The organism is Pseudomonas sp. S3E12, assembly GCF_001702295.1.
GTDB classification, from domain to species: domain Bacteria; phylum Pseudomonadota; class Gammaproteobacteria; order Pseudomonadales; family Pseudomonadaceae; genus Aquipseudomonas; species Aquipseudomonas marginalis.
In genome coordinates this window covers 21,101-34,555 of the sequence record NZ_MBDT01000004.1, presented here as the reverse complement: position 1 = coordinate 34,555, position 13,455 = coordinate 21,101, and the positions used below count along the sequence as shown (strand labels likewise).

At 60.5% G+C, this 13,455-nt stretch carries 12 protein-coding genes; 2 read left to right on the top strand and 10 right to left on the bottom strand.

Annotated features, from left to right (window positions below; translation table 11 throughout):
- Window positions 1-202: 202 nt before the first annotated feature.
- The 9 genes from panC to dksA all read right to left on the bottom strand — a co-directional run bounded on the left by panC (window position 203) and on the right by dksA (window position 10,823).
- Window positions 203-1,054 (bottom strand): pantoate--beta-alanine ligase, encoded by an 852-nt coding sequence (gene panC / locus BB029_RS03725; RefSeq protein WP_027605378.1) that lies wholly within the window; start codon window positions 1,052-1,054, stop codon window positions 203-205.
- Window positions 1,051-1,851, bottom strand: coding sequence for a 3-methyl-2-oxobutanoate hydroxymethyltransferase (gene panB, locus BB029_RS03720; protein WP_065938273.1), 801 nt, complete (start codon window positions 1,849-1,851; stop codon window positions 1,051-1,053). The genes panC and panB overlap by 4 nt, the downstream gene beginning before the upstream one ends.
- Window positions 1,852-2,064: 213 nt before the next feature.
- Complete coding sequence (gene folK, locus BB029_RS03715; RefSeq protein ID WP_065938272.1) at window positions 2,065-2,562, bottom strand: 2-amino-4-hydroxy-6-hydroxymethyldihydropteridine diphosphokinase; 498 nt, start codon at window positions 2,560-2,562, stop codon at window positions 2,065-2,067.
- Between the two features lie 2 nt (window positions 2,563-2,564).
- Complete coding sequence (locus BB029_RS03710) at window positions 2,565-3,968, bottom strand: polynucleotide adenylyltransferase PcnB (RefSeq protein WP_027605381.1); 1,404 nt, start codon at window positions 3,966-3,968, stop codon at window positions 2,565-2,567.
- Window positions 3,969-4,664: 696 nt separating this feature from the next.
- Window positions 4,665-6,104 (bottom strand): sigma-54 dependent transcriptional regulator, encoded by a 1,440-nt coding sequence (locus tag BB029_RS03705; RefSeq protein WP_065938271.1) that lies wholly within the window; start codon window positions 6,102-6,104, stop codon window positions 4,665-4,667.
- 22 nt (window positions 6,105-6,126) lie between these two features.
- Window positions 6,127-9,081 (bottom strand): sensor histidine kinase, encoded by a 2,955-nt coding sequence (locus BB029_RS03700; RefSeq protein WP_027605383.1) that lies wholly within the window; start codon window positions 9,079-9,081, stop codon window positions 6,127-6,129.
- Window positions 9,065-9,241 carry a hypothetical protein gene (locus BB029_RS32720; RefSeq protein ID WP_003176118.1) on the bottom strand — a complete coding sequence of 59 codons (177 nt, stop codon included), beginning with the start codon at window positions 9,239-9,241 and terminating at the stop codon, window positions 9,065-9,067. Before BB029_RS32720 ends, BB029_RS03700 begins: the two co-directional genes overlap by 17 nt.
- 176 nt (window positions 9,242-9,417) lie before the next feature.
- On the bottom strand, window positions 9,418-10,305 hold the full coding sequence (gene gluQRS / locus BB029_RS03695; protein ID WP_065938270.1) for a tRNA glutamyl-Q(34) synthetase GluQRS: 888 nt from the start codon (window positions 10,303-10,305) through the stop codon (window positions 9,418-9,420).
- 83 nt (window positions 10,306-10,388) lie between these two features.
- Window positions 10,389-10,823: an RNA polymerase-binding protein DksA gene (gene dksA, locus BB029_RS03690; protein ID WP_005791430.1), complete on the bottom strand. Its 435-nt coding sequence runs from the start codon at window positions 10,821-10,823 to the stop codon at window positions 10,389-10,391.
- A 320-nt stretch (window positions 10,824-11,143) separates the two neighbouring features.
- Between dksA and BB029_RS03685 the strand changes: the two genes are divergently transcribed.
- On the top strand, window positions 11,144-12,316 hold the full coding sequence (locus BB029_RS03685) for a pyridoxal phosphate-dependent aminotransferase (RefSeq protein WP_065938269.1): 1,173 nt from the start codon (window positions 11,144-11,146) through the stop codon (window positions 12,314-12,316).
- Window positions 12,316-13,026: a DNA/RNA nuclease SfsA gene (gene sfsA, locus BB029_RS03680; RefSeq protein WP_065938268.1), complete on the top strand. Its 711-nt coding sequence runs from the start codon at window positions 12,316-12,318 to the stop codon at window positions 13,024-13,026. Before BB029_RS03685 ends, sfsA begins: the two co-directional genes overlap by 1 nt.
- Here sfsA and BB029_RS03675 read toward each other — a convergent pair.
- Window positions 13,023-13,340: a Rieske 2Fe-2S domain-containing protein gene (locus BB029_RS03675; protein WP_065925298.1), complete on the bottom strand. Its 318-nt coding sequence runs from the start codon at window positions 13,338-13,340 to the stop codon at window positions 13,023-13,025. The genes sfsA and BB029_RS03675 overlap by 4 nt on opposite strands.
- Window positions 13,341-13,455 lie beyond the last annotated feature (115 nt).

Below are 13,455 nucleotides of genomic sequence, written 5' to 3'. Positions count from 1 at the left end.
ACGGGGACTGCCTTTAGGACACTTCAAAGCCCGGAACATCCAGTCTTATCTCAAGGGTTGGGTTCCAGACAGCGCTAACCATAGCGCAGGGCGATTACATTAAACCTAGCGTGTCGATATGTCTTGGCTTTGTCTGCGCTGTGACCGGTACTTTTTTATACCGGCACAGCGATCAGGGCAATCGGCGGGGTGTTCAGAGGGGTCAGTCGAGGGTCAGATGCAGGTTGTCGATCAGGCGGGTCGTGCCTAGAAAGGCCGCCACCAGAATCACAATATCCCGATCCTCCGCCGTAGCGGCCCGCAGGTGCACGCCCTGGCGCACTTCGAGGTAATCCAGGCGCAACCCGGCAGCCTCGATCTGCTGCACCTGTTCGGCACGCAGTCTGGCGAAGTCGTGATCACCGCTTTTGATGGCTGCGGCAATCTGGCTGAGGCTGCGGTACAGCACCGGCGCGATCGCACGTTGTTCTTCGCTGAGAAAGCCGTTGCGCGAGGACAGCGCCAGGCCATCATCGGCGCGCACGGTGGGCTCGCCGATAATCTGGATCGGCATGTTCAGGTCATGGACCATGGCGCGAATCACGGCCAGTTGCTGGTAGTCCTTCTGGCCAAATACAGCCATGTCCGGCTGGACCATGTTGAACAATTTGCTGACCACGGTCGCCACGCCTTCGAAATGCCCGGGACGGCTGGCGCCGCACAAGCCTTCGGACAATTGCGGGACGCTGACGCGGGTCTGGCCGGTCATGCCGCCGGGGTACATCTCCTCGACGGTCGGCGCGAACAGCAGGTTGCAGCCGGCCTGCAGAAGCTTTTCCTGATCGGCGGCCAGGGTGCGAGGGTACTTGTCCAGGTCTTCGCCGGCGCCAAATTGCAGCGGGTTGACGAAAATACTCGCTACGACAAAGTCCGCCTGCTGCACAGCCTTGCTGACCAGGCTGGCATGGCCGCTGTGCAGGTTACCCATGGTGGGCACGAAGCCGATGCGTTTGCCGGCCTTGCGGGCGTGGGCGACGGCGGCTCTGAGTTCACGTACGGTTTTTACGGTGTTCATGCAGAGAATCCGTGTTCGGCGCCTGGGAAGGTCACGCCTTTGACTTCGGCGACGTAAGCACTCAATGCCGCGTGGATGCTGTCCTGGCCAGTCATGAAGTTCTTCACGAACTTTGGCACGCGGCCGGTAATCGACAGGCCGAGCATGTCGTGCAGCACCAGCACCTGGCCGTCGGTGGCCGAGCCCGCGCCAATACCGATCACCGGCACTTTAACGGCCTGGGTGATTTCTGCTGCGAGTTCGCTGGGCACGCATTCGAGCAGGATCATCGCAACGCCCGCCTGCTCCAGGGCAATGGCATCGGCACGCATCTGGCGCGCCTGGGCTTCGTTGCGGCCTTGGACCTTGTAGCCGCCGAGGATGTTCACGGACTGTGGCGTCAGGCCCATATGTGCACAGACCGGCACGCCGCGCTCAGCCAGCAGGCGAATCGACTCGGCGAGCCACACGGCGCCCTCCACCTTGATCATGTGTGCACCGGCACGCATCAGTTTGCCGGCGTTCAGGAAGGTCTGTTCGACGGTGGCGTAGTCCATGAACGGCAGGTCGGCGATGATGAATGCGCCGTCGTTCCCGCGCTTGACGCTGGCGGTGTGGTAGGCCAGTTCATCGGTGGTGACGGGCAGGGTGCTGTCATTCCCTTGAAGGACCATGCCCAGGGAGTCACCTACCAGTAACACTTCAACCCCGGCCTGGCAGCAGGCGTGGGCGAAGGTGGCGTCATAGCAGGTCAGCATGGTGATTTTTTCACCTTTGAGCTTGAGGCTCTGCAAGGTGGTCAGGGTAATGTCTGGCATGAAAAGGGTCCTCGTTCAGGCGCTTGGAAACAGCGAGTTACGCGCGTGAGTCTTCGTTATTCAGGCGCACCGTCTTGAGAGCAGTGCTTATAAGGCCTGGATTGCGCCCTTCAGCGCCGGGTTGGCGGCAGCGGGACGCCTATAGTCGTGAGGAGGACACGGGAAGTCAATTGGATGTGTTACCGCATTGTTACGATGGCGGTGTTACCGCTGTTACTGACGCGATTCAGCAATCGGGAGCCGTTCCAGGCCGACAAACGGGCAGGCTTCAAGCAGGGCACTGAGGCGCTTTCCATCCGGCAATTGCAATGCGGCAGGCGCCAGTTCGGCCAATGGATACAACACAAACGCACGCAGGTGCATCTGGTAATGGGGCACCTTCAGGCGCGGTTCGTCGATCAGGCGATCGCCAAACAGCAGAATGTCCAGGTCAAGGGTGCGAGGGCCCCAACGCTCCAGGCGCTCGCGGCCCTGGTCGTTTTCGATGGCTTGCAGCGCATCCAGCAGGTCAAGTGGCGCAAGGCGGCTGTCCAGGGCAGCAACCGCGTTGGTGTAGCGCGGCTGGCCCGGGAGCAGGGAGTCACTTTGGTAAAAGGCGGACACACCCGCGACGCAAGTGTCTGGCAATTGCGCCAGCGCTTCGATAGCGCTGCGCAATTGCTGGTCCGGGGCTGCCAGGTTGCTGCCCATGCCGATGTAGATGCGTTCCACGTTTATTCGCCCGCAGCGCCCGAGGCATCGGCAGCACTGCGTTTGCGCTTGGTGCCGCTGCGACGACGCTTCTTCGGCCCTGCGCCTTCGCCATCACCCTTGCTGCCGAGGTCGCGAATCATGTCGCGGCGTTGGCTGTCATTGGCATCCTGATAGTCGGTCCACCATTCGCCCAGGCCGTCGGTCTGCTCACCGGCGCTTTCGCGCAGCAGCAGGAAGTCGTAGCCGGCACGGAAGCGCGGGTTGTCCAGCAACAGGTCGGCGCGCTTGCCGCTGCGGCGCGGCAGGCGTTCCTGCATGTCCCAGATCTCGCGGATCGGCATCGTGAAACGTTTCGGGATAGCAATGCGCTGGCACTGTTCGGCGATCAGCTCGTGAGCGGCTTCCTGCATGGCCGGGATCGGCGGCATGCCACGCTCCTGCAGACGCAGTACGCGCTTGGGCAGGGCCGGCCACAACAGGGCGGCAAACAGGAACGCCGGCGTGACCGGTTTGTTCTGCTTGATGCGCAGGTCGGTATTGATCAAGGCTTCGCTGATCAGCGTGTGGGTATAAGTCGGGTTGTACTCCAGTGCTTCGGCGCTGGCCGGAAACAGTGGGTCGAACAACTGCAGGTCAACCAGCATTTCGAAGGTGTCGGCGGCGTAGCCCGAGAGGAACAGCTTGAGCACTTCTTCGAACAGACGCGCGGACGGGATTTCCCGCAGCATCGGTGCCAGCTCGCGTATCGGTGCGGCGGTATGCTTTTCGATGCCGAAGTTGAGCTTGGCGGCGAAGCGCACGGCCCGCAGCATGCGCACCGGGTCTTCCTGATAGCGCTGTGTCGGGTCGCCGATCAGGCGGATCAGGTTATTGCGGATGTCGTGTACGCCATTGGCGTAATCGAGGATGCGTTCGCTGACCGGATCGTAATAGAGGGCATTGATGGTGAAGTCGCGGCGCTGCGCGTCTTCTTCCAGGGTGCCGTAGACGTTGTCGCGCAGGATACGCCCGCTCTCGTTGCGGGAGGACTGATTGGTGTCTTCCTCTTCATCGTTTTGCGGGTGGCCGGCACGGAAGGTCGCGACCTCGATGATTTCGCGACCAAAGTGGATATGCACCAGCTTGAAGCGGCGACCGATGATTCGCGCATTGCGAAACTCGGCACGCACTTGCTCAGGCGTGGCACTGGTGGCGACGTCGAAATCCTTAGGCGTGATATTGAGCAGCATGTCGCGTACGCAGCCGCCTACCAGGTAGGCCTGGTAACCGGCGTTCTGCAACCGTTCGACGATATTCACCGCATAACGGCTGAATTGAGCGCGCTGCAACGAATGCTGGCTGCTGTTGAGCACTTCAGGCGTGCTGCGTTTGTGTTGCGTACGACGCAAGGGAGAACGGAATGACTGGAACAACTTCTTCAGCATGGGATGCACTGTTTGAAGGAATGTTCGGCCATAACGAAGAATGACCGCATGATGGGCGGGGATTCTAGCATTTAGTCAGGGGATGGTGTAGGAACAAGCTTCGGCGTTGCGCCATAAGCCTTAAATCGTCAAATCCCGGAAACTACAAGGGGAGCCGAAGCTCCCCCAGAAGTAGTTGCGTGCTCTATTTTTATTATTGATTTCGGGCTTCTTGTTTTTGTTGATCGCCCTCGCCATGAAGCTTCACCTTCATGACACTCCCAATCGGGAGTCAAGAGCAAACGGATTGCTTTGGTCGCTGTGTTGCTGATCTACGATCCAACCAGTTCAGGCTCTGCCTTAGGGCAGTTTTTGTTGTTCTCGGCCTGGTTGCGGGGCAAGCCCCAAATGCAACGCCTCTCCAAAAGAATCAGTTAGCTGCGCCTCCGCCGTGTTGTTTTTGTTATGCGTGAGTCGATTCGTCTTATTTTTATTGTCTTGTACAAAGCTTGTTATTGTTTTTGTACTAAGCATATAGCAGGGTGCGTGCCAACTTTTGCGTCGCCCAGCAAAACCGGGGGGTTGAGGTGGTTTTTGGTTTTTGACGGGCGAAAAAAAGCCGGGGCTTCGTTACCGTAAGCCCCGGCTTTTGTTACGCGAAATATCCGCGGTAACAGTTTTTTCACATCTGAGGGTGTTACCTGTGGAGGCGCACCCTCAGCTTTCGCTGGCCACCCCGGTCTTGCGCCGTGGAATGCCCAGGCGCTGGCGGCGTTCCCACAGGCACTTACGGCTCACGCCCAGCTTGCGTGCCAGCTCGGTCTCGGTCATGTGGTCCTGATGCTCAAGGACGAAATGCTGGAAGTAGTCTTCCAGTGACAAATCTTCCGTCGGCTCATGGCTGGTATTGCTACCGCCGCCCTGTGTCGGGACCAGGCCGATGAAATCGTCATCCTCCAAGTCACTGAGCTCAATGTCGATACCCAGCAGTTCGGCGGAAATTTCCGGGCTTTCCGACAGGATCACTGCACGCTCGACCGCATTCTCCAGTTCTCGCACGTTACCCGGCCACGAGTAATGCCGAATCGCCTGCTCGGCGTCCGGCGCGAACGTCAGGTCGGTACGGTTGATGCGTGCACTCTGGCGCAGCAGGAATGCGTTGGCGATCTCATTCACGTCGGCGCCCCGCTCACGCAGGGCAGGCAATTTGAGCGCGATCACGTGCAGGCGGTAATACAAGTCTTCACGGAACTGACCGATCTTGGCCAGGCTCTTGAGGTCGCGGTGGGTGGCCGCGATCAGGCGTACGTCAACCTTCTGCGATTGCACCGAGCCTACACGGCGAATCTCACCTTCCTGCAGCACACGCAGCAGTCGCGCCTGGGCCTCCAGCGGCAACTCACCGATTTCATCAAGGAACAGCGTCCCGCCGTCCGCCGCTTCCACCAGGCCCGCACGCCCAGCGCTGGCGCCGGTAAACGCGCCTTTCTCGTGGCCGAACAGTTCGGACTCGATCAGGGATTCTGGAATCGCCGCACAGTTCACCGAAATCATCGGCGCCTTGGCGCGTTTGGACAGGTTGTGCAGGGCGCGGGCCACCAGTTCTTTACCGGTGCCCGACTCGCCCTGGATCAATACATTGGAGTCGGTGGGCGCGACTTTACGGATCTTGCTGTACAAGTCCTGCATCGGTGGGCAGGAGCCGATGATGCCGATCTCGCCGTTACTGTTGTCGACGCCCGGTTTATCGGCGCCGTTGGTAGCCTTGCCGGCGGGGCGTTGTTCGGCAGGCGCGCTGCTGGCTGACTGGCGGTCGCGCAGGATGCGGGCCACGGCCTGGAGCATTTCATCGTGGTCAAACGGCTTGGCGATGTAGTCCACCGCACCCATCTTCATGGAATCAACCGCCGAGCGCAGGCTGGCATAGCTGGTCATGATCAGCACCGGGGTGCCCTGGCCAAGCTTGATCAACTCGGTGCCCGGTGCGCCGGGCAGCCGCAGGTCACTGACAATCAGGTCGAACGTGGGGATGCTGAAACGCTCTTGTGCTTCCTGTACCGAGCCGGCTTCGCTGACCTGGTACTGATTGCGCTCAAGCAGGCGACGCAAGGCAGAGCGGATAATGGTTTCGTCTTCGACGATCAAAATGTGCGGCATTGATTCAATTCTCTCGACGGTCTCAGTTCACAGCGGACGTCGCTTCGACATGACGCGGCAAGGTCACCCGAATACGGGTGCCGCGTTGGCTTTCGGTGTCAGCCGGGCTGTCGATGGTGATTTGTCCATAATGCTCTTCAACGATGGAATAGACCAGTGCAAGGCCCAGACCGGTACCTTCACCCGGGTCCTTGGTGGTGAAGAAGGGTTCGAACAATCGGTCCATGATGTTCTGTGGAATGCCGCTGCCTTCATCTTCGACGATCAGATCGACGGTATGTTCGAAAGCCTCGGTCTTGACGCGTACCGCACCACCGGCCGGGGTTGCGTCACGGGCGTTGGACAGCAGGTTGATCAGCACTTGGGCCAGGCGTTGTGAGTCGCCGTCGACCCAATGGTCGGGGTCGCACAAGTTGAAGAACTGTACTTCGAAATTGCGCCGGTTCAAGGCGAGCAGCCCAATGGCATCCTGGGCCACTTCGGCCAGGCACACGGCCTCATCCAGATTCTGATGGCCGCCGGCATGGGCAAAGCTCATCAGCGACTGCACGATGCGCGAGACGCGCTTGGTCTGTTCGAGGATCTGCCCGCTGATTTCGATGATTTCGCCGTCTTCTTCACGCTCTTCCCGCAGGTTTTGCGCGAGGCAGGCGATACCGGTGATCGGGTTGCCGATTTCGTGGGCTACGCCCGCTGCCAGGCGACCAATACTGGCCAGGCGCTCGGAGTGCACCAGCTTGTCTTCGAGCATCTGGGTTTCAGTCAGGTCTTCGACCAGCAGCACCAAGCCGCTGTTACCCGGGGCCAACGGTTCATCGATCGCGGCTTTGTGCAGGTTGAGCCAGCGGGTCTGGCCGTCGAGGGCCAGGTGCTGTTTGTGCAAATGCTCGTCAGGCAGGTTGATAAAGCCCTGGAGCAGTTCTTTCCACGGATCGCCCAGGGTATTCAGGCGCGAGCCCACCACCCGTTGCGCGGCGATGCCGGTGAGTTCTTCCATGGCCTTGTTCCACATCAGGATCTCCTGATCCTTGGCCAGGGAACACACGCCCATCGGCAGTTCCTGCAGGGTCTGGCGGTGGTAGCGGCGCAGGGCGTCGAGTTCGGCCGCCAGGCCGGTGAGGCGTGAGTGGTAATCCTCCAGCCGGCTTTCGATGAAATGGATGTCCTCGGTGACGTAGTTTTCGCCGCCGGCCTTGTAGGGCAGGAAGGTTTCCACCATGTCCTGGGACACGCTGGGGCCCATCAGGCCGGAGAGGTTGGCTTCGATGCGGTCGCGCAGGCGACGCAGCGCATACGGCCGGCGCTCGTCAAAGGGCAGGTACAGATCGCGCAGCGCCTGCTCGACTTCCTTCTGAGCCGCCTTGGCGCCGAGGGGCTTGGCCAGTTGCGTGGCGAATTCCTGGGGCGAGGCCGCGTGCAGTTCGCGGCGCTGCGGGCGACGCACATTATCCACCGCGCACGCCTCGGCGGCGCTGGTCTCTTCCGGGCTGGCATTGGTGAACAGTGAGATCAGGGTGAACATCAGTACGTTGGCGGCCAGTGAGGCAATTGCCGCCATGTGCCAGCTGGTGTCGTCCAGCACGTAGATCATGTTCAGCAGCGGAATGTAGAAACCTTGCAGGTTGCCGACCAACGGCAGCAGCATGGTGACGATCCATACCAGGATCCCGGCCAGCAGCCCGGCGATAAACCCACGGCGATTGGCGGTCGGCCAGTACAGCACCGACAGCACTCCCGGCAGGAACTGCAAGGTGGCGACAAACGCGACAATGCCCAGGTTGGCCAGGTCTTGCCCGGCGCCGAGCAACAGGTAGAACCCGTAGCCGGCCATGATGATCGCGACGATCAGCGCGCGGCGCGTCCATTTCAGCCAGCGGTAGATATTGCCTTCGGCGGGCGGCTGGTACAGCGGCAGCACCAGGTGATTGAGGGCCATGCCCGAAAGGGCCAGCGTCGTGACGATAATCAGCCCGCTGGCAGCAGACAAGCCGCCGACATACGCCAGCAGCGCCAACGCCGGGCTATTGGCGGCGATACCGATACCCAGGGTGAAATACTCGGGGTTGGTGGTGGCCCCCAGTTTCAGGCCGGCCCAGAGGATCAGCGGCACCGCAAGGCTCATTAACAGCAGGAACAGCGGCAAGCCCCAGCTGGCGCTGACCAGCGAGCGCGGGTTGAGGTTCTCGGTGAAGGTCATGTGGTACATGTGCGGCATTACGATCGCCGAGGCGAAGAACACCAGCAACAGCGTGCGCCATGGGCCTTCCTGCAGTGGAGTGTGCAGGGCGGCGAGGGCGGTCTGGTTTTGCAGCAGCCACAGCTCCAGCTGTTGCGGGCCGTCGAACACGCCATAGAGCGCGTAGAGGCCGACGCCGCCGATGGCGATCAGCTTGATCACCGATTCGAACGCAATCGCAAATACCAGCCCTTCGTGTTTCTCGCGGGTGGCGATGTGGCGTGAGCCGAAGAAAATCGTAAACAGGCTGATCAGCGCACAGAAGGCCAGGGCGACCCGGTGTTGCACCGGCTCGCGGGTCAGGATGCTGATGGAGTCGGCTACCGCCTGGATTTGCAGGGCCAGCAAGGGCAGCACGCCGATCAGCATGAACACCGTGGTCAATGCCCCGGCCCACGTGCTGCGGAAGCGGAAGGCGAACAGGTCGGCCAGGGACGACAACTGATAGGTGCGAGTAATTTTCAGGATCGGGTACAGCAGCACCGGTGCCAGCAGGAATGCACCGGACACCCCCAGGTAGCTGGAGAGAAAGCCGTAGCCGTATTGATAGGCCAGGCCGACGGTGCCATAGAACGCCCAGGCGCTGGCGTACACGCCGAGGGACAAGGTGTAGGTCAACGGATGGCGAATGATCGCCCGCGGAATCATTCCGCGCTCACTGATCCAGGCGACGCCGAACAGTGCCGCCAGGTAAGCGGCGCTGATCAGCAGCATCTGGGTGAGGCTAAAGCTCATCGGCATCTTTTTGGCTCTGCAGGATGAAGGTCACGACGATCAGGATCAGCCACAGCAGATAGGGGCGATACCAGGCGCCCGTGGCGTCGATCCACCAATCCATGATGGCGGGGGAAAACAGGTAGATCCCGACGACCAGCAGCAGGACCAATCGATAGATGTACATGTTGGCCTTTGATTGAGAGTGCGGTAATGCAACGGTTTTCTGTAGGAGCGAGCTTGCTCGCGAAGGGCGCTAACCTAAACGCGTACATCCTGGATAAACGTGTTGCCTCGGAATTTTTCGCGAGCAAGCTCGCTCCTACGCGATGGTAACGGATGGCTGGCAGGCTGCAAGCGCCTTCAGCGTAATTGCGCTTCGGCCAGGGTCAGTGTGCGCGGGATCCTGCTGGCATCCCAGTGCACAATGCCCCAATCCAGCAACTCCCGTGGGCTGGCATGAAGCAGTTCGTCGCCAGGCTGCTGGCCAAGGGCGCGCAGGGCTCTCAATAGCAGCGGCGTGGCCTGGTCGGGATGCAGCGGCGGGGAACGATAGGATTTGCCCAGCTTGTTACCGTCCGGCTGGACGATCAACGGTACGTGCAGATAGCGCGGCTGGCGCAGACCCAGCAACTCCTGCAGGTACAGCTGGCGTGGCGTGGAGTCGAGCAGGTCGGCGCCGCGCACGATATCGGTAACCCCTTGCCAGGCATCGTCGAGCACCACGGCCAGTTGGTAGGCGTAGAGGCCATCGCGGCGACGGATGACGAAGTCGCCGACATCACGGCCCAGGTGTTGTCGGAATTCTCCTTGTACGCGGTCAGTAAAGTGGTACTCCAGCTCCGGAACACGCAGGCGGATGGCGGCGTCCTGCTGGTCGTGACCGGCATTTCGGCACAGGCCTGGGTAAATCCCGTCGTAGGGCTCCAATTGTTTACGTGAACAGGTACAGGCGTAGGCCAGGCCGTGGTTGAACATGTCGTTCAGTACCTTGGCGTAGGCGTCATGCCGCTCGCTTTGTCGGACCAGTTCGCCATCCCACTCAAAGCCGTAGCTTTCCAGGGCATGCAGGATTGCCGCCTGGGCGCCAGGCTCTTCGCGGGGCGGATCGAGGTCTTCCATGCGCATCAGCCAGCGGCCGTGATTGGCGCGGGCGTCGAGGTAGGAGGCGAGGGCGGCGACCAGGGAACCAAAGTGCAGATGGCCGCTGGGCGTGGGGGCGAAACGCCCGATATAGGTAGAGGCAGTCATGGGCCGGATACTACTGGAAAATCGGTAAATCCCAGAAACAAAAACGGGGCGTTCGCACGCCCCATTCGTTCAGATCGGCTGGATCACTTGCCGACCTGTTTTTCCTTGATTTCAGCCAAGGTCTTGCAGTCTACGCAGAGGTCCGCAGTAGGGCGGGCTTCCAGGCGACGGATACCGATCTCGACACCGCAGGATTCGCACCAGCCGTATTCTTCGTCTTCGATCAGTTGCAACGTCTTGTCGATTTTCTTGATCAGCTTGCGCTCGCGATCGCGGGCGCGCAGTTCGAGGGCGAACTCTTCTTCCTGGCTGGCACGGTCTGCCGGGTCCGGGAAATTGGCGGCTTCATCCTTCATGTGGTCAACCGTGCGGTCGACTTCCTGCATCAAGTCCTGCTTCCACTGCTTCAGGATTTTGGAGAAGTGCTCGCGCATGGGCTTGCCCATGTATTCCTCACCCTTCGATTCAACGTAGGGTTGGAAGCCGCTGATGCTCTGTTGCTTTGCTTGGGTGGACATGAATAGACCGCCTCTCACTCTTCTAATCCATTGCGCAGGATTGCAACGTCACCGACACCTGCCGGCCCTGCGGCTGCAAGCGGGCGAACTTACCAGATAGATTCAGGGTGCGCCACTCCCGGTTGTCGACGCCCGTCATGCAGGGGTTGCAAACTGCAGCAGCCCGCTGTGGCTGGGTATGCATCGTCTCGAATGTTGATTTTAGTCGTTTTGCAAGCGCTTGCCGGGTTCATCTTGGACGGCCAGGCAGGCAATAGAGCATGTTTTACCGCGAGGGTTCGGTAGAATCCTGATTTTGTCCTCACCGTTAAGGAAGGCTAATGGCTCAGCCCTACAGTGCGCGCAGTCGCGCCATCGAACCTTTTCATGTCATGGCGTTACTGGCGCGAGCCAATGAGCTGCAAGCGGCCGGCCATGATGTGATCCACCTGGAGATCGGCGAGCCGGATTTCACCACGGCCGAGCCGATCATCCAGGCCGGCCAGGCGGCGCTGGTCAATGGCAAGACCCGCTATACCGCGGCCCGTGGCCTGCCGGAATTGCGTGAAGCCATCAGCGGTTTCTACCAGCAGCGCTACGGATTGAACGTCGATCCCGAGCGTATCCTGATCACTCCCGGGGGCTCCGGCGCACTGTTGTTGGCCAGCAGCCTGTTGGTGGACCCCGGCAAGCATTGGCTGCTGGCAGACCCGGGTTACCCGTGTAACCGGCACTTCCTGCGCCTGGTGGAAGGTGCCGCGCAACTGGTGCCGGTAGGCCCTGAAGTGCGTTATCAACTGACCGCTGACCTGGTGGCCAGACACTGGGATCAGGACAGCGTGGGCGCGTTGGTTGCCTCCCCGGCGAATCCCACCGGCACGATCCTCACGCGTGATGAATTAGCCGGGCTTTCCGACGCAATCAGGGCGCGTAACGGCCATCTGGTGGTGGATGAGATCTATCACGGCCTGACCTACGGCACTGACGCCGCCAGCGTGCTGGAGGTCGACGATGAGGCCTTCGTCCTGAATAGTTTTTCGAAGTATTTCGGCATGACCGGCTGGCGCCTGGGCTGGCTGGTGGCGCCGCCGGCTGCGGTCGGCGACCTGGAAAAACTGGCGCAAAATCTGTATATCAGCGCGCCCAGCATGGCCCAACATGCGGCGCTCGCCTGTTTTACCCCGCAGACCCTGAGCATTCTGGAGGAGCGCCGTGCCGAATTTGGCCGGCGTCGCGACTTCCTGCTGCCCGCCTTGCGCGAGTTGGGCTTCGGAATTGCCGTAGAGCCGGAAGGTGCGTTCTATTTGTATGCTGATATCAGTGCGTTCGGCGCAGATGCCTTCGCGTTTTGTCGTCATTTCCTTGAAACCGAGCATGTCGCCTTTACCCCCGGTCTGGATTTTGGTCGCTATCAAGCGGGCCATCATGTGCGTTTTGCCTACACGCAAAACCTTGATCGACTACAGGAGGCGGTGGAACGAATCCAGCGTGGCCTGCGGAGCTGGCAAGGCTGATGCGCTTTTATCCTCCCCTCGAAGAAGGCCGGCTGATTCGCCGTTATAAGCGCTTTCTCACCGATATCGAAACCGTTACCGGCGAGTTGTTGACTATTCACTGCCCAAATACCGGTTCGATGCTCAACTGCATGGTGGAAGGCGGGCAGGTCTGGTTCAGTCGCTCCAATGACCCCAAGCGCAAGTTGCCCGGTACCTGGGAAATTGCCGAAACGCCCCAGGGCCGCTTGGCGTGCGTTAACACGGCACGCGCCAATCCGTTGGTCGAGGAGGCATTGCGCGCTGGCGTGATCACTGAACTCAACGGTTTCACCGCGTTGAAGCGGGAAGTGCCTTACGGCCAGGAGAAAAGCTGCATCGACTTTCGTCTCGAATATCCCGACGGCGCGGCGTATGTGGAAGTTAAAAGTGTCACGCTGGGGTTTGATGGCACCCGGGTTGCCGCTTTCCCCGATGCGGTGACCCAGCGTGGCGCCAAGCACCTGCGGGAGCTGGCGCACCTGGCGCGTGAAGGTGTGCGGGCGGTGCAGTTGTATTGCGTCAACCTCTCGGGGATTGACGCGGTGCGCCCGGCGCTGGAAATCGATGCTGCCTACGGTGCGGCCTTGCGCGAGGCTAAAGCTGCCGGGGTGGAAGTGTTGGCGTATGGGGTGCGCGTGACGTCCGAGGAGATTTGCGTGGATCGTCGGTTAGAGGTGTTGCTCGACTAGAGATCCACCCACAGGCCCTGTGCGTCTTCGCGACCGCGCAGGGCCTTGAGGCTTTTACCTGCGCATGGGCCGGCAATGCACTCGCCGCTTTCGATCAGGAACAGCGCGCCGTGGGTGGCGCATTGGATCAGGCTGGCGCTGTCGTCAAGGAACCGGTCGGGTTGCCACTCCAGTGGAATGCCGCGATGAGGGCAGCGGTTGATATAGAAGTAGGCGATGCCGTCCCGGCGTACCGCCAGCAGCGGCGTGCCATCCATCGTAAAACCGAGGCTGCTGTTGGGCGCGAGCATGTCCGAGGGGCAGAGAAACTTCATTTCAATCCTTAAGTGCCTTGACGTTCAAATGCAAACAATTATCAAATGCCGGCTTCGCCCGTTAGCTGACTGGGTGCTCAGTTCGATGTCCGCCAGGGGTTATCTGTCACATCGA

Bases quoted from the DNA above. Each gene is read 5' to 3' on its own strand.
- panB (WP_065938273.1), bottom strand. From the start codon at position 1,851: ATGCCAGACATTACCCTGACCACCTTGCAGAGCCTCAAGCTCAAAGGT.
- panC (WP_027605378.1), bottom strand. From the start codon at position 1,054: ATGAACACCGTAAAAACCGTACGTGAACTCAGAGCCGCCGTCGCCCAC.
- dksA (WP_005791430.1), bottom strand. From the start codon at position 10,823: ATGTCCACCCAAGCAAAGCAACAGAGCATCAGCGGCTTCCAACCCTAC.
- BB029_RS03675 (WP_065925298.1), bottom strand. From the start codon at position 13,340: ATGAAGTTTCTCTGCCCCTCGGACATGCTCGCGCCCAACAGCAGCCTC.
- BB029_RS03705 (WP_065938271.1), bottom strand. From the start codon at position 6,104: ATGCCGCACATTTTGATCGTCGAAGACGAAACCATTATCCGCTCTGCC.
- BB029_RS03710 (WP_027605381.1), bottom strand. From the start codon at position 3,968: ATGCTGAAGAAGTTGTTCCAGTCATTCCGTTCTCCCTTGCGTCGTACG.
- gluQRS (WP_065938270.1), bottom strand. From the start codon at position 10,305: ATGACTGCCTCTACCTATATCGGGCGTTTCGCCCCCACGCCCAGCGGC.
- sfsA (WP_065938268.1), top strand. From the start codon at position 12,316: ATGCGCTTTTATCCTCCCCTCGAAGAAGGCCGGCTGATTCGCCGTTAT.
- BB029_RS32720 (WP_003176118.1), bottom strand. From the start codon at position 9,241: ATGTACATCTATCGATTGGTCCTGCTGCTGGTCGTCGGGATCTACCTG.
- BB029_RS03685 (WP_065938269.1), top strand. From the start codon at position 11,144: ATGGCTCAGCCCTACAGTGCGCGCAGTCGCGCCATCGAACCTTTTCAT.
- BB029_RS03700 (WP_027605383.1), bottom strand. From the start codon at position 9,081: ATGCCGATGAGCTTTAGCCTCACCCAGATGCTGCTGATCAGCGCCGCT.